The 18,868-nt window shown below is 35.6% G+C and carries 14 protein-coding genes and 1 pseudogene; 2 read left to right on the top strand and 13 right to left on the bottom strand.

The window, feature by feature from the left end:
- Window positions 1-70: 70 nt before the first annotated feature.
- Complete coding sequence (locus U6A24_RS19755) at window positions 71-766, bottom strand: ABC transporter ATP-binding protein (RefSeq protein WP_324181745.1); 696 nt, start codon at window positions 764-766, stop codon at window positions 71-73.
- Window positions 767-770: 4 nt separating this feature from the next.
- A complete protein-coding gene (locus tag U6A24_RS19760) occupies window positions 771-2,246 on the bottom strand; it encodes a DUF5687 family protein (RefSeq protein WP_324181746.1) in 1,476 nt (491 codons plus the stop codon).
- 127 nt (window positions 2,247-2,373) lie between these two features.
- Between U6A24_RS19760 and U6A24_RS19765 the strand changes: the two genes are divergently transcribed.
- Window positions 2,374-3,426: a ferredoxin--NADP reductase gene (locus tag U6A24_RS19765; RefSeq protein WP_324181747.1), complete on the top strand. Its 1,053-nt coding sequence runs from the start codon at window positions 2,374-2,376 to the stop codon at window positions 3,424-3,426.
- 67 nt (window positions 3,427-3,493) lie between these two features.
- Here the strand turns inward: U6A24_RS19765 and U6A24_RS19770 are convergent, their stop codons facing one another.
- The 3 genes from U6A24_RS19770 to U6A24_RS19780 form a co-directional block, all read right to left on the bottom strand.
- A complete protein-coding gene (locus tag U6A24_RS19770; protein ID WP_324181748.1) occupies window positions 3,494-4,543 on the bottom strand; it encodes a glycosyltransferase family 9 protein in 1,050 nt (349 codons plus the stop codon).
- Window positions 4,530-5,138: a DUF4254 domain-containing protein gene (locus tag U6A24_RS19775; protein WP_324181749.1), complete on the bottom strand. Its 609-nt coding sequence runs from the start codon at window positions 5,136-5,138 to the stop codon at window positions 4,530-4,532. Before U6A24_RS19775 ends, U6A24_RS19770 begins: the two co-directional genes overlap by 14 nt.
- Window positions 5,139-5,278: 140 nt before the next feature.
- Window positions 5,279-6,199 carry a DUF6427 family protein gene (locus U6A24_RS19780; RefSeq protein ID WP_324181750.1) on the bottom strand — a complete coding sequence of 307 codons (921 nt, stop codon included), beginning with the start codon at window positions 6,197-6,199 and terminating at the stop codon, window positions 5,279-5,281.
- A gap of 124 nt (window positions 6,200-6,323) precedes the next feature.
- Between U6A24_RS19780 and U6A24_RS19785 the strand changes: the two genes are divergently transcribed.
- The gene (locus tag U6A24_RS19785) at window positions 6,324-6,554 is read left to right on the top strand and encodes a DUF6341 family protein (RefSeq protein ID WP_324181751.1); all 231 of its coding nucleotides are present in this window, start codon (window positions 6,324-6,326) and stop codon (window positions 6,552-6,554) included.
- An 81-nt stretch (window positions 6,555-6,635) separates the two neighbouring features.
- On the opposite strand, the gene purD is transcribed toward U6A24_RS19785, so the two are convergent.
- The 8 genes and pseudogenes from purD to U6A24_RS19825 form a co-directional block, all read right to left on the bottom strand.
- A complete protein-coding gene (gene purD, locus U6A24_RS19790; RefSeq protein ID WP_324181752.1) occupies window positions 6,636-7,907 on the bottom strand; it encodes a phosphoribosylamine--glycine ligase in 1,272 nt (423 codons plus the stop codon).
- Window positions 7,908-8,715: 808 nt separating this feature from the next.
- Window positions 8,716-9,276, bottom strand: a complete 561-nt coding sequence (locus U6A24_RS19795) for an REP-associated tyrosine transposase (RefSeq protein ID WP_324181934.1) — start codon at window positions 9,274-9,276, stop codon at window positions 8,716-8,718.
- 188 nt (window positions 9,277-9,464) lie between these two features.
- A complete protein-coding gene (locus tag U6A24_RS19800) occupies window positions 9,465-9,953 on the bottom strand; it encodes a hypothetical protein (RefSeq protein WP_324181753.1) in 489 nt (162 codons plus the stop codon).
- Window positions 9,954-10,192: 239 nt separating this feature from the next.
- A pseudogene (locus U6A24_RS19805) lies at window positions 10,193-10,315 on the bottom strand (transposase); the annotation flags it as partial.
- A 226-nt stretch (window positions 10,316-10,541) separates the two neighbouring features.
- Window positions 10,542-10,880, bottom strand: coding sequence for a hypothetical protein (locus tag U6A24_RS19810; RefSeq protein WP_324181754.1), 339 nt, complete (start codon window positions 10,878-10,880; stop codon window positions 10,542-10,544).
- A 63-nt stretch (window positions 10,881-10,943) separates the two neighbouring features.
- Entirely contained in the window at window positions 10,944-17,321 is a 6,378-nt protein-coding gene (locus U6A24_RS19815; RefSeq protein WP_324181755.1) for an RHS repeat-associated core domain-containing protein, read from the bottom strand.
- 11 nt (window positions 17,322-17,332) lie between these two features.
- Window positions 17,333-17,791 (bottom strand): T9SS type A sorting domain-containing protein, encoded by a 459-nt coding sequence (locus U6A24_RS19820; protein WP_324181756.1) that lies wholly within the window; start codon window positions 17,789-17,791, stop codon window positions 17,333-17,335.
- Entirely contained in the window at window positions 17,781-18,866 is a 1,086-nt protein-coding gene (locus U6A24_RS19825; RefSeq protein WP_324181757.1) for a hypothetical protein, read from the bottom strand. Before U6A24_RS19825 ends, U6A24_RS19820 begins: the two co-directional genes overlap by 11 nt.
- Window positions 18,867-18,868: the final 2 nt, after the last annotated feature.

An 18,868-nucleotide genomic window follows, 5' to 3' on the forward strand; every position in this document is an offset into this window, starting at 1 on the left:
ATAAAAAACATCACCACATGAATTGCGCGGTGATGTTCATAAAAAATTCCCTGACTTTTTGCTTAATCTCTTATTTATTAAAATGCTCTTCTAATTCTTTAAGTGTTTCTTGTGAAGTAGTGATGTCTTTTACAACCTCTCCTTTATCCAAAACTACAATACGCTCACATACCTCGGTAACATGCATAAGATCATGACTTGATACCAAAACGGTTACCTCTGGATTCGAAGCAAGATCTTTGATGATCTTCTTCAATCGTATCTGAGTAGTTGGGTCCAAATTGGCAAAGGGCTCATCAAGAATAATAACATCTGGACTACCTATTAATGCTGCAATAATCCCGACCTTTTTCTGATTTCCTTTTGATAAATCCCTTAGATACTTCTTTTGTCCCAAAATTTCGCCATGAAAGAAATCTTCAAAACCAGCTAACAGACTATCTACATCGGCCTTGTTTTGACCTCGCAATTCGCCTATAAAGTAGAAATATTCTTCGGCTGTAAGATATCCAATCAAAAAAGTCTCGTCTATAAAGGCCGACGTGGTGGCCTTCCACTCTTCGCTCTCATTAACCTTTACCCCCATATTTTCGATATATCCCGATGTAGGTCTAATTAAATCAAGTAGTGCACTAAACAAGGTTGTTTTTCCAGCTCCATTATTACCAACCAAGCCAAAGCTATTTCCTTTTTGAATTTCAAGATACTCTATGTTTAGAACTGTTCTTCCTGTATATTTTTTTGTCAGATTTTGTACCGCTATCATTCTCTTAGTTTTTTTGTTTATAGGCCCAAAGGGTCTTATATTTTTCTGATCTGTAAATGCTTTCTATTTTATCAAAGACTTTGTCCTTGAATGCGAACCCTGCCACGCCAGCCACGGCTACTAATACATAACCAGCATATGGACTGTAGGCATAATGCCCGATGGCATACAATATCATAGGCAAGGCCATTTTTGGAAGTGATAGTAAAAGCGTTTTTGTATTAAACGCCTGTCTATCTCCAAAAGCCTTTTTGTTACTAGTAAGATCAATAGGAGTCTTAACATATGCCCCCGCCCAAAGTACGACGTGAGAATTTACCCCGATATTATATACTGCAGCCACCAAAATTGCAACATATATCTCCCATCCATAATATAGATATCCCGAGGCAAGGATGGTTGAGATTAGTGTTGCTATTACCATTAACCACCATTTTGATTGCAAATACTCTTTGTATTTGATATTCTGGCTCATCATAAGTGGATAGTAAGAGCTATCCCAACTAGGTACAAATTGTCCAAAACTTAATAGAAACCCTCCTGTTACAAAAATTGCTGCAAAAATTCTAAACACCGGACCATCGTAAGCTTCTATAGAGTTTGTAAAAAATAATAATCCATAAAAAAGAAATAATATACTTACCATTACCGTAGATCTTGCTCTTTTATTTCTTTTAATAAGTTTAATATCATTCTTAAGGAATGTTGCCGTTTTCCCAAATCGATTTAACCAATCCAGATTTTCAACTTTTACGTCTTTAGATCTTGTAGCCAGACCAGCATCGAGGTATAAGTCACTACTGAAGGACCTAAACGAAACAAATATCAAAAAGAATAAAAGTACAACTGGGGCCAATACTAAAGCAGGAAAATTATATAAAGCTTCAAAAAATGGCGCTGTGTATAGCGTTACATCAAAATATCCAAAATACTGCAATCCTCCTAGTAATACTACAATCCCACCTATTATAAAAATGAGATTATCCTTTTTATTAAGGATGATATTCAAAAAGTTATTGCTATATATAAGTGCGATTAATCCCAAATTCCATAACAAAACATTCATCACAGGATATTCGGCCTCGGTAACCAGTAATACAGAAAACGGAATAAAAAAGAAGGCATGAACAATATTAAAAAACGAGAATATCGTTTTACCAAATGCAAAGGATACAATCCTATTTTTGTTAAAAGGTAACAACAATAACGGTGTTATATTAATAACTGGCATTTTTTGTAAGGCATATCTAAAAACCAAATCTACTACCAGCCAATAAATTAAAAATCTATTGATGACCTCTAAAGGATCCAGTTCCAGTTCTTTTTTAATAAAGAAAAATGCTCCTACACCACCAGAACTCATCATTATAATAAACCAAACTGCCCAAAACCCCATAAACAACTTCATAAAAAGTCCAGAAGTTAAAGAGGCCGAGCGCCAAAAGGATTTCCATTGTAAGGTGATAAAGTGTTTGAACATAGTTGAGTAATATTTAACTATTTAGTAATCAAAAATGAAATTTTGTTACAAAATAGAGCTTAATAATTTTTTCTTAAACCTCTAGATGCTCTTATTGCATTTGTTATTTTTGCCAAAAATTACCGAAATGTCAGACTTTAATACACTCGCTATAAAAAACATCACCAAAGAAACTCCGAGTGCGGTTTCAATTGCTTTTGATGTACCCACAAGCCTTATAGATACCTATTCATTTATTGCGGGTCAATATCTTACTATAAAAACCGAGGTAGAAGGAAAAGAAATACGCAGAGCCTATTCGATATGCAGTTCTCCAAAAAGTGGAAAGCTAAAAGTGGCTGTCAAAGAAATTGAAGGCGGGACATTTTCGGTAATTGTCAACAACCAACTAAAGGAAGGCGATACCCTTGAGGTGCATCCACCAGAAGGGCAGTTTCTTCTACAAACAAACTCGACTGCAAATAATACGTATGCTGCTTTTGCAGCCGGTAGCGGGATCACACCAATTATGAGTATGATTAAAGCAGTTTTAGAAGAAGAACCTGACAGTCGTTTTGTTTTGGTATACGGAAATAGAACCGTGGAAGAAACTATTTTTCGCGATGAGCTTTTAGCACTGCAAAGCAACTACCCAGAACGGCTATTCATTGAATTTGTTTATAGTCGCAGCCAGGAAGACGACGCTCATTTTGGAAGAATCGAAAAGCCCATCGTAAATCTGGTCGTAAAAAATAAATTCAAGGAGGTTTCTTTTGAGGCATTTTATTTATGCGGTCCAGAAGAAATGATTAATACGGTAACCGATATTTTGGTTGAAAACGGAATCGAAAAAGACCATATTCATTTCGAATTATTTACTGCAAGTACCGAAGAAGTAGCAATGGATGCCAATCTTGAAGGAAAAACAAATGTAACCGTCTTGGTAGATGATGAAGAATTTACCTTTGTTATGGATCAAAAAAGTACCATTCTTGACGCTACTTTAGAAGAGGATATCGATGCTCCATATTCATGTCAGGGAGGAGTTTGTAGCTCTTGCATTTGCAAAATTACCGAAGGAAGTGCCGTAATGGAAAAAAATAGCATCCTTACCGATGGTGAAATTGCTGAAGGTCTTATTCTTGCTTGCCAGGCGCACCCCACAAGTGTGTCAATCAAGGTTGATTTTGATGATGTGTAGTTTGTAAGATCAATCGAAAAAGAACTTCCTTACTCTTCACCAAATACGTAAGGTGTCGTATGAAAATTTATAGATTATTAATTGCCTCGACAACAGTTTTTGGTTTTATGGTATGCATCACCTTTTCATAACCCGGTGGTACTTTATTTCCATAAATTGATGTTGGGATCAAATCATATTTCGTAAGATTTGGTAAAATTGCTCGTTCAAAAGGTTGTCCAAAGGGCATAAAACCAGTAAACGGATGTGTCACGCCCCAAAGTGTAATAGTAGGCACACCATACATGGCTGCCAAATGCGCATTACCACTATCCATAGACAACATAGCATCCAGGTTTCCTATGAGTTTCAGTTCATCTTCAAAAGGTAGTTTGCCCGCCACATTTACTACATTATTGTATTTGCTTCCGATGTTATTTAGAATATCCATCTCTCGTTTTCCGCCTCCAAATAGGAAAATCTCGAATTGGTCATCTTTATCTAATTGTTCGATAACCTCAACCATTAATTCCAATGGATATGTTTTACTCTCATATTGCGCAAAAGGAGCAATGCCTAACCATTTTTTTGTTGAGTTTTGCGTGAGCGATACAATGTTCGGACTTAGTCGTTTCTTTTCAGGAAATTGATGTGCATCAAGATCAATAGGATACTCTAAGCTATCAAAGACATCTGCATACCGTTGATGCGTCGTTTTTAATTGTTTAAAGACCTTGTTTTGGGATCGCGTCAATGCCTTTTTTTCTGCCCTTCCTTTGTCAATTTGTACTACTTTGATTCCTTTTAGAGAGAACATTGTCTTTAGCACATTCGACCGTAGCACATTATGCAAATCTGCAACCGCATTAATATTTAATTTTTGAAGTTCGTTAAACAAACGATTAAGACCAAATATCCCTTTATGCCTTCCAGTTACATCGGCATGATACACCTCGACATTTTCTATGTCGCAAAATATAGGTTCAAAAAACTTTCTGGTAAGGACCGTTATTTTTACATCGGGATAGGTAGCCCTAAAAGTTCTTAATACGGGAACCGTCATAGCTACATCTCCCATTGCCGAAAGACGAATAACGAGAATATGTTTTTCAGGATTTTTGGAGCTATTTTTCGCCACGCAAAACAGGGTTCAATTCGTCGTCATTGTACATTTTCATCTGTTTGTAAACTTTCATGTACTTATCTCCATTTTCAATATCCTTAAGCAATGTATCAATTGCTGTAGAGAGATCTACTTGCTGCTCCAATAACACATTCAGTTTGGCTTGGCATGTTGCTTTATGCGATTCACTGGCACCTTCACGCACAGTTTCTTCATGCATATGATAAACTTTAAGTGCCAAAATTGACAATCTGTCGACTCCCCAAGCCGGGCTTTCTGTATTTATGGTAGCATCGGTTTTTGCTGTGACGTCCTTGTATTTTTCTAAAAAGTAACTATCGATATATTCAACCATATCGGTTCGATCCTGATTGGATGCATCGATTTGTCTCTTTAATTTTAATGCTGCTATAGGATCAATTTCCGGATCTCGAATAATATCTTCATAATGCCACTGTACAGTATCTATCCAACACTTACGATACAATAAATGTTCTAGAACTTCAGACTTACTATCATAAGGATTAGAAAATTCCTGATCAACCTTATCAATAACATGATACGTGTCTATAACTTCTTTAAAAATTGAATTTGCTTTATCTGTAAACATGTGCATTATCTTTTTTGAGAGGTACAAAGGTATCATATTTTACTCGATAATCGAGATTTAAAATGCTTCAAGGCTTGCCCCGAGATGAAAAATCGGTTTCATACAAATGCCTTGTAAGCTCTAACCAAGGTTCTTGTCGTCTAAAACAATAGTGTGGTAAACGGAATTAGCAGGAACACCCAAATATTGATCTCTTTGGCAAACTCGTGAAATTGCATTTCGAGATAGGTTGTTCCTATGATGGCAAGTGGTATGGCCACAAAAAATAATTCGGAAACATTGTTTTGAGGAGAGGTAATAGCAATAGCAACAGTAATGATAAGGTATGCAATGATTAATCTCAAAATGGGTTTAATATTTGCGGGCTTTCGGCTAAATTTTAGTAGATATATACCCAAAAAGAAGATCAAACATATCGACAAAACTCCTACCGAAAATAATTGATCCTTTGCAAGATACGATTCAAATGAAAATGAAATAGGGTCTATATATTCTTGAAACGAAAAAAAAGAATCATAAAATAATAATGTAAAGCAATTTGCAAATAGGTATATCATAAGTAAGCCAATCACAGGAATAATCCAGTTACGGTAATTTTTGGGCTCGAAATAGGAAATAGCTAAAAATATTAGGGCCATAAAACCAATACTCCAAAAAAACGCCAAGGAAGCCAAACATATATAAATCGATGCATTAAAAATTTTGGCCTTTATATGTTTTTCATTCCTAAGGTGTAGTAGATTTTGCAATCCAAGCATAACCAAAAACCCTGCAAGCAAAACATTAATATTGGTCAAAGCTCCTGGTAAAATACCTGTAAGGAAAGCATACAAAAGTATGGTGTAGGTTCCCTTATCTGTAATATCGTTTCGTTGTACTACAACACTAAGTAGTAACATTGGTACTATATACAAAATTGCTCCTAAGACAAATAATACTATCGCTATGGTTTCTAGCTCAAACCCTCTTTTATAATGTGCAATAATATAGAGTGTAAGCATATACAATCCTACTACAATATAATTTATGGGCTTTGATTTACTAAAAAAGCTTGTTAACACTACTATTTTTTATATTTTTGTGGCAAACAATATTAAACCATTGTTTTGATTTATTGAAGAACTAATGTATAAAAAGTTTAAGGATTTGTTTTTTTAAACTTTAAACCCGATCATATCCTGAATTATGAAAGAATTTTTTGAAGCTATCGAATCTCTTTTTGTAGATGTTTTATTTGCACCATTAGATGCTCTAAGAGCTCTAGAGCTTGAAAGCTGGACAGGAGCCAATGTAGTTAACTGGTTGTTTATGCTAATTGGTTTTGTTGCATTTTTCTATTGGATGAAAGAGTTGAAAAAGTTTAACGATAACAATGAGGAAGACAGAGATCCAACTGCTCACTCTTTTTTGAATTAGATTTTTTCTAATTTCTTAATAAAAACAGACAGCCGTTATCTTCGAAGATAACGGCTGTCTGTTTTATATACTTTAGCCTATTTATAAATCAAACCCGAGGTCTTTTCTATAATACATTTTATCAAAGTGTAATTTCTCAATATTTTGATATGATTTTTTAAGCGCCTCTCTAAAATCTGAATCAAATGAGGTTACGGCAATTACCCTTCCGCCATTTGTAACCACTTTATCTCCTTCTAATTTTGTGCCTGCATGAAAAACGATTGAATCTGAGATAGAATTTATGCCTGTGATTTCCTTTCCTTTTTCGTATGCTTCGGGATATCCTCCTGATACTGTCATAACAGTTGTTGCACTTCGATTATCAATCTCTAGTTTTGCTTGATCTAATGTTTGATTACCTACGTGTTGAAACAAAGAGACCAAATCGGTTTTTACCCTAGGCAATACTGCTTCTGTTTCTGGGTCCCCCATTCGCACATTATATTCGATCACTTTGGGGTCATTACCTACTTTGATCAATCCTATAAAAATAAAGCCTTTGTAATCTATATTTTCTTTCGATAAACCATTTACTGTAGGCTTTATGATTTGTTCTTCAATTTTGGTCATGAAGATTTCGTCTGCAAAAGGCACAGGTGAGATAGCTCCCATACCTCCGGTATTGAGACCGATATCTCCTTCTCCAATACGTTTATAGTCTTTTGCAGTGGGTAATGTTACATAGCTTTTACCATCGGTAAGTACAAATACACTTAATTCTATACCCTCAAGAAATTCTTCGATCACTACTTTTTCGCTTGCGGCACCAAATTTTTTATTGGTAAGCATATTTTCGAGTTCGTTTTTGGCTTCTTCAAGGTCTTTTAAGATGAGTACTCCTTTTCCGGCGGCAAGACCATCGGCTTTCAAAACATAAGGAGCGCTTAATGTCTCCAAAAATTGTTTTCCTTGTTCTACAGTTTCTGCAGTAAAACTTTGATACGCTGCAGTAGGAATGTTGTGTCTAAACAAGAACTCTTTGGCATACTCTTTACTGCCTTCTAATTGGGCGCCTTCTTTTGAAGGGCCAATCACCACAACCTCTTTAAGATCAGGATCACCAGCAAAGAAATCACTAATCCCCTGCACCAAAGGGTCTTCTGGCCCTACAACTACCATTTCAATATTTTCTTTGACCACTAATTCTTTAATAGCAAAAAAGTCGGTAACCCCAATTGGTATATTGGTTGCTATGGTGGCGGTACCAGCGTTACCTGGTGCAACAAATAGTTTGTCACATAAATTGCTTTGTGCGATTTTATAAGTAAATGTGTGCTCTCTCCCTCCTGATCCGAGTACTAGAATATTCATGTTAGTTGTGCTTGAATTTTACGGCATCAAAAATAGTTGATTCGATTTGGTAATGCTAATGGTTTTGGTTAAAAACTTGCGATCTGACGAAAGATTTTTAGCAGGATAATAAATACGATGCCTGTATTATCACTTCTTAGGATTGACTTGGTGGGTTTAGGTGGCTGCATAAATAAAAAAGGCCACGCTTGTATTTGAATACTATTAGTTTACATCATCTGTCTGGAAAAATCAAACCATTCTTAAGAAATATGTATTGCTTTGTAATATGATATTACTCATATCCTTGCGCTCGCACTAGCCGGGGTCTACATAAGTTCTAAGCTTCATGGCATCGAGATCTTGTTCTTCGCCAGGCTCTATGACGGTATGCGTGTATTTTGAAAATTATCCATTCTTAAAACTTTTTAATTGTAGCATGACCAATACATGGTTCATAGGTTATATGTAACTTAAATTATTTAGAATGATTCTACACCTGGGAAAAACGCCCCGGAAAACCCGGGAACATTTTCCGGGCCCGGAAAAACGTGCCGGGTTTTCCGGCAGCATATTCCCTGCTCGGAAAGTTGTACCGGAATTTCCGGCAACACATTCTGATGGGATAATAAGCTGCCAGAGTTTCAAGCCTGTTTTTCCTTAAAAATTATCCAATGATAGGTGCTACGAGTTTCATTTTTCGCTACGGGGAAGAAAAAAGTGAATTTTTTAAACTTTTTTTAGGACGAGACATATTCGTTTGTTGCACGGATTGCAAATTCGCTATCCCTGGCTAGCGCTCGAATCCTTTCGAGTGCTCATATTCCATTTAATTCGCCAAAAACCCAGCAGTGTCAATATCTAAAACTGTAGGATCATCCTGATAATTTCGTGCACTGCTATATTTCCAATCTACAACATTTGTGACAAAACCTAATACTATTGGATTTTGATGAATATAATTGATCTTCTGTTTAATTACCTCTTCACTCCATAACTCAATAGGCTGATTATGATGTTGCCAAAATTGATACTGAGTTACATTACCAATGGCTTTTCCTGCCTTTTCAAACATCCATAATAGCCATTCTTTTCTGCTTTCTTGAGGGTTGTTCACTATACTTTCTATCATTTTTTTGGAAGTATATCGTTTAAAATCTCTTAAGAGTTCCATAGGCTTTTCATTTGCAGATCTAAAGATAAGATGTATATGACTTGGCATAAAGCAATAACAATACAACTCCATACCTTTTTCTTTTCTGCAATACCTTATACTATCTGCCAATACTTCAAAATATTGCTGTCTTGTAAATACATCGATCCAATATACTGTAGCAAAACTTACAAAATATAAACCTCTTTTATTATGAAACTTGTATTTTCTGCTCATACTATCAAAAATATAATGCCCTAGTTTCATTTTTTGAAACTGAACGTTACTTATAAATAAAAACAGCCACATCCTTTTACAAGATTGCGACTGTTTTTACTGTATCTTTTACTCTTGCTTGCCAAGCCTTGACGGCACTCGACAGGAGTCGAGCGCTAGCGATCAATCATTCGAGCGCCATCAGGGGGCTATCTAGTTTTTATAATTCCTATTTTACCTATGCCTTCTATTTTAAGAAGCTTATTAATTCCTATTTTGGAAAAAACACGAAATCCAAATTCCAAAAAAATAAATCTCAAAACGAACAGAGTTGATATAGTAGGCAAAATTAATTCTGTAATTTTCGAAATTCCATTTTTTACCAAAGCCATTGCAAAACCTGCAATCGGAAAAATGAAAAATATTAAGAAAATTAAACGAAAAACCTTATTCACCTTTATTTCTAAAATACCATTAATATTTTGAAATTTTCCCCTAAAAACGCATAGCTGCCCCAGTATTTTTTTTGATAATACTATTTCAAACCCATTATCATTTACTTTACCAATAAACGTTTGATTGTTCCAATTTGAAATGTACTGTTCGCTCGATTTAGTCAATTTATTTAGCTCAGATAACACTGCATCTTTACTATTTTCTAATTTAATTTCATAATTACTAACCGAAAAAAAATTCATTTTTTTAGTCTTGAAGTTATAATCATATTCATTTTAATTTACACAAATTGAGATTATTTTAATTTGCTATCATCTTTGCCAGGTATTATAATTCCTGCTTTGAAATTAGCTTCAACGCCTACAAGATAAGCCGCAGTAAAACCAATATTTAATCCCAATTTTGACCTTGAAATTTTTCCTTGATGAATTCCAGAAGTATGAAATTCATTTGTAAGTTCTGAAACTAGGCCACTATAGGTGTTTATACTATCTGCCAATACATCAAAATATAACTGTCTCGTGAATACATCGATCCAATATACTGTGGCAAAACTTACAAAATATAAACCCCTTTTATTATGAAACTTGTATTTTCTGCTCATACTATCAAAAATACAATGCCCTAGTTTCATTTTTTGAAACTCAACGTTACTTGTAAATAAAAACAGCCACATCCTTTTTTACAAGATTGCGACTGTTTTTACTTTATCTTTTACTCTTGCTTGCCAAGCCTTGACGGCACTCGACAGGAGTCGAGCGCTAGCGATCAATCATTCGAGCGCCATCAGGGGGATTTTACCATGGAAATCGAGGGCGAGTATAACGTTATCAATCACGACATTTATAATCGAGTTTAATCTCTGTAATACTTCCATTTCTATAAACTAATACACCATAACCTCCTTTACTTTTAACAATGCTATCTTTTTTTGATACATAATCAAACAAATTACTCTTATCGTAAGATAACACGAGTTTATGCATCCCACCATTATTAGTTAACTCTATCGTTCTTAGCATATGATTATTAGTATCTATATACTTATTTTGCACAGTTCCAGAATACATAACATCTTTCTGTAATTTGTATGCCTCCTTACAAGATGGAATTTGATTAATGTTTAGGTAAATAAAAATAAAGGCAATTATGGGAAAAATGAATAACATAACTTTTTTATAAATCCTAAATATTTTTATCACCTTATCTTTATTTGAATTTTTCATTTTAAATCAAAATCTAATTGGTTCCACTTTTACAGGGAGTTTATAAATTGACGTATTGGTTTCTTCCCATGTGGCCCATCCAAAATCTATTCCTTTTCCAAATCCACTTGCACTTATCTGCATATAAGGGGTTTCTACTTCACCATTGGTTCCAAACTCTAATCCGTAGGCTCCTAATCCAACACCATGAGAAACTCCTCTACCTCTTAAAACATCCATATTTACATTTCCTTGAGTACCATGAACATAAGAAATTTCTGGTGCAACTGAAAACGCATAACCTCCTTGTCTATTTGTTTTTTCGGTATAATACCACCCGATATGTGTAATATCTGCTACCAATCCAAAGCTTACACCTTGCCCACAAGTAGTACATCCTGTCCATTCAGGTAAAACCAGCTCAAAAGTTAATCCTAATGTTATTGGCCCCATTGCCCATTCCTCTTCTGGGGTAGATGGATCTCCAATCCATCCTATTTCCCAATCGTCATAATTTCCATCTACGTAAACAGACGCCGTTGGTTTACTTGGTTCTAATAATGGATTTGCAGGAGCATCATCTTCAATTGTAACCTCATCATTACCCCAAATTTCACCTCCAAAAACGGCGAGTCCGCCTAATGCTGCCAGCTGAGCATATCCGGCATTGATCGTAATATTTACCAGGGGTATCGTTACTCCCTTAACCGAGGTCCCTGCACCTAGCAGTAAACTCATATTACCAGCTTGAATCTGACCACCAGAAAAACCTCCAATTATGGCTCCAACACCAATACCAATCCAAGTACTTGCACTACCCCAATCCCATTTACCTGGATTAAAGGTTCCATTGACAGCAGACCCTCCTAAATAGGCTCCTACTAATGCCCCAATAATGATTCCTATAATCTCTCCACTAGGATCATTATAAATTAGAGGATTGTTCCATACATATCCATAACGATTAAAACTTTGAGTGTTGTATGGATCCTGAATGTAATTATCAGGCGATAAGAATCTTCCCAATTGTGCATCATACATACGACCGTTCATATGAATCAACCCAACGCTAAAGAAATGTTCATGCCCTGTAAATCCGCGACCTAATAGACTTTCATAACCAAATGCTGTTGTACCATTCTTCGCCCAGAATCGATCTACTTTACCCCAGGCACCAAACTGGCTTTGTTCAACAATTTCACCAGCACTATTACTAATCCCTAAGATACTACCCAAATAATCTCTATGCAAGTAATGGTATTCATTAATGGCTTGACTACCTGTTTTTTTGATGTGGGCCATCGGTGCACTGTATGCATCACCCATTATATAGGTGATCATCTTATAGCTGTTATCCTGGGTGTCGTGCACAATTTCTGCAGGAATAATTGATGAATATTGTTTATGATATCTACGTTGTAATTTATCTTCTTGCAATCCACCATACCATGCATGGCTACGGCTCATCATCGGGCTATATTCAAAACTTACTCTTCCATTACCTGCCTCATGAATATCCACGGGTTTTTTAAACGCATTATACGTAATCTCTTGAGGCGAATGTTGTTCATAATATTGATCACCCCCAGCATTAAGTGTAATGTCTTTTAACTGATACTTGCTACTGCCCTGATACGCATAAGTACCTATATCAGAATTGTCAACAATTCTACCACTACTATCATAAGTTTGTGTTTTAGTTACTGCTCCTGATATCCCCGTTAACCTATCTAAACTATCATAACTAAAATTTTCTTGCCAATTAAATTCGTGATTCTTTCTACTATCTAGAACTCCTTTGGCCGCATTAAACGTATACGTAGTGTGCAATGCTACCGCGTTGGTGTCATTATGAACATCGCTTATAGCTTTTGGCAAACCATAAAGATCATATTCTCGAGATTTTGTGATTCCATTTCCTAACTCAATGGTCAAAGCCTGACCTCTATCATTATCTTCAACAAGTTTCCAAAGGCTTTGTCCAGAATTATTATCTAATACTTCGGTTCGAATACCCCCAGAACTGTAAATATTTCTAACAGAAACCGTGCTAGATTGTCCATGAGTTGAGGATTTATAAGTTTCTCTATTGACTCTACCATTCGAATCGTACGTTAAACTCTTTTCAAATACGGCTTCTCCGGTATTTTCGATTACTTTTTGTGGACGTTGATATGCATTATCATACTCATAGGTATACGTATACGATCTATCAAAAAATGAATCCTGTGCCGTAATGCCAGAAATTAGTTTTGTAGTTGCGTTATATGCATAGTCAATCATCATTGATGTGTTTTCTCCATCAATTTTCTTATTAGTGATTTTTCCATAATCATCGTACGTATAGTTTGTAGTACCTTTTGGAGTGGTCTCTTGCAATAGTTCTCCCAAAATATTATAAGTATATGTATAGGTACCCGCAGATGGGTCGTGCAATTGTGTTTTTCGACCCCACCCATCGATATCTACTGTTACTTTATGCCCTCCGTAATCCGCAGATTGCATGCTTCCATTTGCATGATATTTGTAGTTGATCGTACCTCCTGGATCGGTTACCTGAGCAATATTACCAACAGCATCTAATGTTCTTGTGGTAACTTTTGTACCATCATCAACTGTTGTAGAAAGTCCATTATACGAAGTACTTACTACCCGACCTGTATGGAGTTGTTTAGAAATGGGTCTACTGTACTCGTCATAACTTGTAACCGTCCACTGGGATGCGGCAGATGAATACGGTTCACTTTCACGTCTTACTTTACCGGCTACATCGTACTCAAACTTTCTTGAAACTAACTTTCCATTTAGTCCATACACTGAATGCTTCATCTCCCAACCAAAGTGATTGATATAAGATTCTGTATTCTGCCCATGTGTAGATCTATTATGTGAGATCTTAAGAAAAGCATCTGCATTTGATGAAGTAGTATAGCTCGTCTCTGTAATCTTACCTAGATAATCCGTGGTTCTTACAACTCTACCCCATCCGTCGTATTGATATTGTGTCTTTCTACCATGGATATCAATATCATTTAGCAGGTATCCGGTAACACCATCATAAGAGTATTGACTCTCCATCCCTTCGATGTCGATAGCTTTTTCCATAAACCTACCCGAGGTATCGTATTGAAAACTTTCAGTTCTGTCTGTAACACCGGTTGCCGATAAGGTTTTTGACGTTATGTTTCCAAAACCATCGTAACTAAAAGTTTCAGTAAGCCAATCGGTATTGTTTCCTTTTCTCTTTATTTCTGAAACAAGATTGTTTTCATAATCATATTCTTCGGTAGTGCTAAAAGTATTTCCGTAGATAGTAGACGATTCTACTTTTTTGCGCAATCTTCCTATATGATAGTTCAGTGTACCTGTGTCATGAAAATAGGTATATGTTTCGCTACGAGACCCTCCTGGAAAAGTTGTTCTTACCGTTAATGGATTATTATAGGCATCGTACGTATAGTTTGTAGTTGTACTGATGCCTTTTAGGTTGTCATCAACCTCTATTTCTGTTGGGACAACTTTGTACACTTTATTGCCTAACAAAGAATAGCTATAACTATAATCAGACTTTGTAATATAATTTCCTGAGTTTGCCGGGTTGGATGATAAGGATGTCCATTGCGTTGTAATTGCCCCTCTAAGTTGTGGATCGCTTTTAGACACATTGTAAATAGGTGATACATCGGTTCCATGCCAATTTGATCTTACGAATGTTTGAAATCCTAAAAACCCTAATCCTTGAGCGTGTGAAACTGCACCCCCATACGTATAGTCCTGACTTCTCTCAATCCCTGAGGCCGTTTCGGTAATCTTGTTGACCAGTTTGAATGATGATGCTGCATTTACATTTATATAAGGATATTGCTGATTGCTTTCTGGAATATAAGTGTCATTATCCTCTATACATCCATAGGTAATTTCCTGAGTTAAACCATTATTTCGAATTCGATAAAGTTCGGTTTCATCTTGATTACTCTTACCGAATTCGTATGCAAAAAATCTTCCCTCAGATATATATCCATACGTTTGAATACTATTTGATTGTTTTAATCCCAAAAATACTGGCATCCCATATTTTGTATAGCCTTTGTCCGTATTTATAATCCATCCTGGATTTGAAAATGAGGGTTGTGTTTTATTTTCCTCTAAAATGTTTTTAAATGTTTGAACTACAGAATACGATTTATCATTTGAATTTAATGGCGTTGCTACTACATGTTTTATAATATCGGTCTTACCATCTTGATTATAATCTTGTGCTATGTAATGATACTCTGCAAATGGTGCATATATATGCCCCACATTAACACTACCATCGTTGGTTGCAAAAGATTTTTGGTAAGTGACCGTAATTCCCTTATTGTAAATATAAAAATCAGTACCTCTAGACATGAAAAATCGCCAAATTTTTGATTTATCTTCTGTAGGTAGTACAAAATCTGTTTTACCATCGCCATTATAATCTCCTAAAAGAATTGGGGTTTCAGATTTTATATAATCATCTGTAATACTTTCAATTAATACCAACTGATTTGCTTTATTTAGGCTATATATCTTTAAGAATTTATCTCCAAATTGAAACAAATCTGATTTACCATCGCCATTAAAGTCTCCTACACTTATTGGATATTTATAGGATGAAGATATTGAATTTTGTAGCTCTCCTGCAAAGGTTCCAATGTTTCCGGTATGAGCACGATTTAAGTTTATAAAATAAACTTTGGGATCACTTTTTTTAATATCATAACACTCTTCCTCATAACCCTGATCTAATGGATCCTGTGATATTTCGCAATCCAGTCCTACCGTATATGTTTTCTGAATTGCTAAAACATCAATAATACCATCTCCATTAAAATCACCAGAAATATATTCTTTTGGAATTTTTTTACGATCTCTATAATCCATTTTACCATGGAAAGTACTTCCGGCGGTAGTATGAAAACCTGGTTTCAGGGTCAATTCTTCTGAAACACCATAAGTCACATTAGCACTGCTATATACTCTGTGACTGGCAGTAACAAAATCATGATATTTATTTATCATCTTTCCTTTGACATCCCTCGTAAAGCTAACTGTTGTTGGTTCTCCATTATGATCCTCACCATAATAAACATGAGTAGGAACTTCATTCCAAACCTGTTGATATTGTTCCCAACTGTTGTTTATTCTTTTAAATGTTTTAAATCTAACTTGAGAAGTCCCAGAATTTCTTGAATAATCTTCATCAATAATAGTAAAACTATTTCCTGATAACACCTTATTATTTTCATCCATATAGGTGCTTGTAATAATATCATCAAACCTATTACTAAATTCTATGATAGAACCTGCACTTGTAGTATTTGATGTCCCATTAAAAAATTGATTAAAAAGATTAACTTCATTTCTTGTTTTTGTAGGATAAGTAACAAAATCCATACTACCGTCTCCATCAAAATCACCAGAAACAACCCCATTATCTTTACTATTGGCAGAAGGATATATTGAGCGGGCACCATTATAAATTGAACCAATGTCAGATCCATTCGTATTTTTATAATCAAATAATACTTTTGGAAAGGCACTTCCTTTTCCATTAAGCTCTTGGACTGTTTTTAACCGTTCATACCCTAAAAATGTCTGATCATGTTCTAAACGATATTCACGAAATAATGTATTTCCTCCTTTTACTTCAATTTTATCCAAAATATGTGACCTAGTAAACGTCTGTCCTGCAAAATGAGAGATCTCTGAACGCTTTCTGGTTTTATAAGAAAAAGTAATCGTATTGTCTTTATATGTAATGGTATCTATTTTTAATAAATGCCCTGACACCGAATACTTATATACAATTGCATTTCCCTGTGTATCCTGCATTCTAGATATTGCCCATTCTAACTTTCCTTGAGAGTTACCATGAAAACCATAATAAATCTTTGTCCCATTAGGCATATAAACCACAAAGTATCCTGGTGATCCTCCAGAGCCTCCATAAGCCCTAATCTTTATGTTGTTAAAATTTTCAGTTTGGTACTCTGAACCATCCGCACCATAGGTGCCTGATTTTAATAATAAACGCTGCCCATCTAGAGCAAATCTATCTTTACTATCAAAATCAACCGGATCAATTTCGCCATCATGATATGTTGTAGAAGGCACCCTAGTAATTGTCGATAAACCTGAGATATTCCAACCCCAACCCGCTAATCCATTAGCAGATTGACTATTAAACTGAAGTCCTATTCTTGGCACTAAATCTTTTACTCCTGGTGGTACCGTAATTGGAATTTTATAATTAGCTCCTCCTGTAGGAGTAACCGAAAGTTCGCCGGTAGTTGCTCCAGCATCTATAGTTTGTGCATTTACGTTTATAAAGGATAAAAACAGAAATGATAAGATTAATAATCTTTGTAAAGCTTTCATATATCGATCCGTTACTTTTTAATAATTTTTTTGGTTAGTGAGTTTCCGTCGGTAAGGAAGAATCTTACGACATATAGACCATTGGGCCAGGTTGATAAATCAATTTTGGCTTGATGATCTCCCGGAGTATATTTTACACGATGCACTTTGGATGCAATATCGATCAATACAATCTCAGTGATCGAGTTGCTGTATTCTTGGTTCCAGTTAATCGTTAAAAGCCCTTTGGTTGGGTTCGGAAACACAGCAATACTTTTGTCAAATTGCGTAGTAACCGTAGTCTCTTCTTTGATTTCTTCTTCGGCTACTTCTTCGGTTGCGGCTTCTTTTGAGGCATCGCAATCCCCATTTTTACAGTACACTCTTTTTACCTGGTTGCCTGCGGTATCATAAGTAAACACCAATTTTGATTGCGAGAATCCCAAGGCTGTGATCAGAAAAAATGCTATGCTAAGTATGTTATTTTTCATTGGTTTGTGTGTTAAGTAGATTTGCTATTATTTTTTCAAGATTTTCAACTCGTTCTTCTAAAGTTGTATTTTGTTTTTGTACCGCTTTTAAGGTTTGTATTTCTTTTTCTTGCGCTATGGTATATAAAGTCAACTCTTCAATCTTTTCAAGTAGCTTCATATTCATGGTTCCCAGATCCACACCTTCGGTTTCCATAACCTTTGCTGATGGAATATTAGGTAGGTGTCCTTTTTCCTGGATATACTGTTGCACCTCATCAATGGTCAACAAGTCATACTCTTTTTTGAATACATAATCTGGTGCGGGTACACTTAGATCAATTTTCACTTCTTCGGCGTGAATTTTTCCTTTGACGGTAAGTTTGGCATCAGGAGTTGTGGTTCCTATACCCATTCTTCCATTTGATGTTATTTTAACCAAATTTCCGTTTGCGTTTCCAAAATTATACCCTCTTATAGTGGATGAATTCGAGATATTAACCCCATCATCATTAATCCCTACCGTCATTGTGTAGGGACTGGAGTTACTCCCAGTCAGAAATCTGATAGTTTGTCCCACATTTTTTAAGTTGAAGCTTCGGATTTTTGAGTTATTAGTAAAATTTACTCCATCATCATTTAATCCCAAACTCATTGTGTAACCACCGCTATTGGTTCCTGTTAGTAGCTTAAAGTTTTGTCCTCCATTTTTTACATGAAATCTCGACTCGGGAGCAGATACTCCTATTCCTACATTTCCAAATTCGTTTATAATCATTTGGGGTAAAGGATCGACAACCTGACCAGCAATCGTATTACTTTTATAGGTATAAAACATAAGTTTGCTCCAACTTGCTCTTAGACCGGCAAACCCATAATTGTTTGAATGATTAAAAGGAGTATACATTTTATTGTGATTGGCCCCTCCTTGAAATAGCGCTAAGTTGCTCCCGAAAACCGCATTGCCCCCCGTAGTTCCTGAAATACTGGCCCCAAAATTAGATCCTATTGTGACGTTTCCGTTTACGGGAAACGTGTTTTGTCCCGATAACTGAAAAGAAATTAGTGCTAAAAGAAAAATTATTGTCTTTTTCATAG

It is taken from the genome of Aquimarina gracilis (genome assembly GCF_035285365.1).
GTDB lineage: Bacteria > Bacteroidota > Bacteroidia > Flavobacteriales > Flavobacteriaceae > Aquimarina > Aquimarina gracilis.

What these genes read in the sequence shown, in the direction of transcription:
- U6A24_RS19755 (WP_324181745.1), bottom strand. Translation starts at nt 766, where the DNA reads ATGATAGCGGTACAAAATCTGACAAAAAAATATACAGGAAGAACAGTT.
- U6A24_RS19760 (WP_324181746.1), bottom strand. Translation starts at nt 2,246, where the DNA reads ATGTTCAAACACTTTATCACCTTACAATGGAAATCCTTTTGGCGCTCG.
- U6A24_RS19765 (WP_324181747.1), top strand. Translation starts at nt 2,374, where the DNA reads ATGTCAGACTTTAATACACTCGCTATAAAAAACATCACCAAAGAAACT.
- U6A24_RS19775 (WP_324181749.1), bottom strand. Translation starts at nt 5,138, where the DNA reads ATGTTTACAGATAAAGCAAATTCAATTTTTAAAGAAGTTATAGACACG.
- U6A24_RS19785 (WP_324181751.1), top strand. Translation starts at nt 6,324, where the DNA reads ATGAAAGAATTTTTTGAAGCTATCGAATCTCTTTTTGTAGATGTTTTA.
- purD (WP_324181752.1), bottom strand. Translation starts at nt 7,907, where the DNA reads ATGAATATTCTAGTACTCGGATCAGGAGGGAGAGAGCACACATTTACT.
- U6A24_RS19795 (WP_324181934.1), bottom strand. Translation starts at nt 9,276, where the DNA reads ATGAGCAGAAAATACAAGTTTCATAATAAAAGAGGTTTATATTTTGTA.
- U6A24_RS19800 (WP_324181753.1), bottom strand. Translation starts at nt 9,953, where the DNA reads ATGAATTTTTTTTCGGTTAGTAATTATGAAATTAAATTAGAAAATAGT.
- U6A24_RS19810 (WP_324181754.1), bottom strand. Translation starts at nt 10,880, where the DNA reads ATGTTATTCATTTTTCCCATAATTGCCTTTATTTTTATTTACCTAAAC.
- U6A24_RS19815 (WP_324181755.1), bottom strand. Translation starts at nt 17,321, where the DNA reads ATGAAAGCTTTACAAAGATTATTAATCTTATCATTTCTGTTTTTATCC.
- U6A24_RS19820 (WP_324181756.1), bottom strand. Translation starts at nt 17,791, where the DNA reads ATGAAAAATAACATACTTAGCATAGCATTTTTTCTGATCACAGCCTTG.
- U6A24_RS19825 (WP_324181757.1), bottom strand. Translation starts at nt 18,866, where the DNA reads ATGAAAAAGACAATAATTTTTCTTTTAGCACTAATTTCTTTTCAGTTA.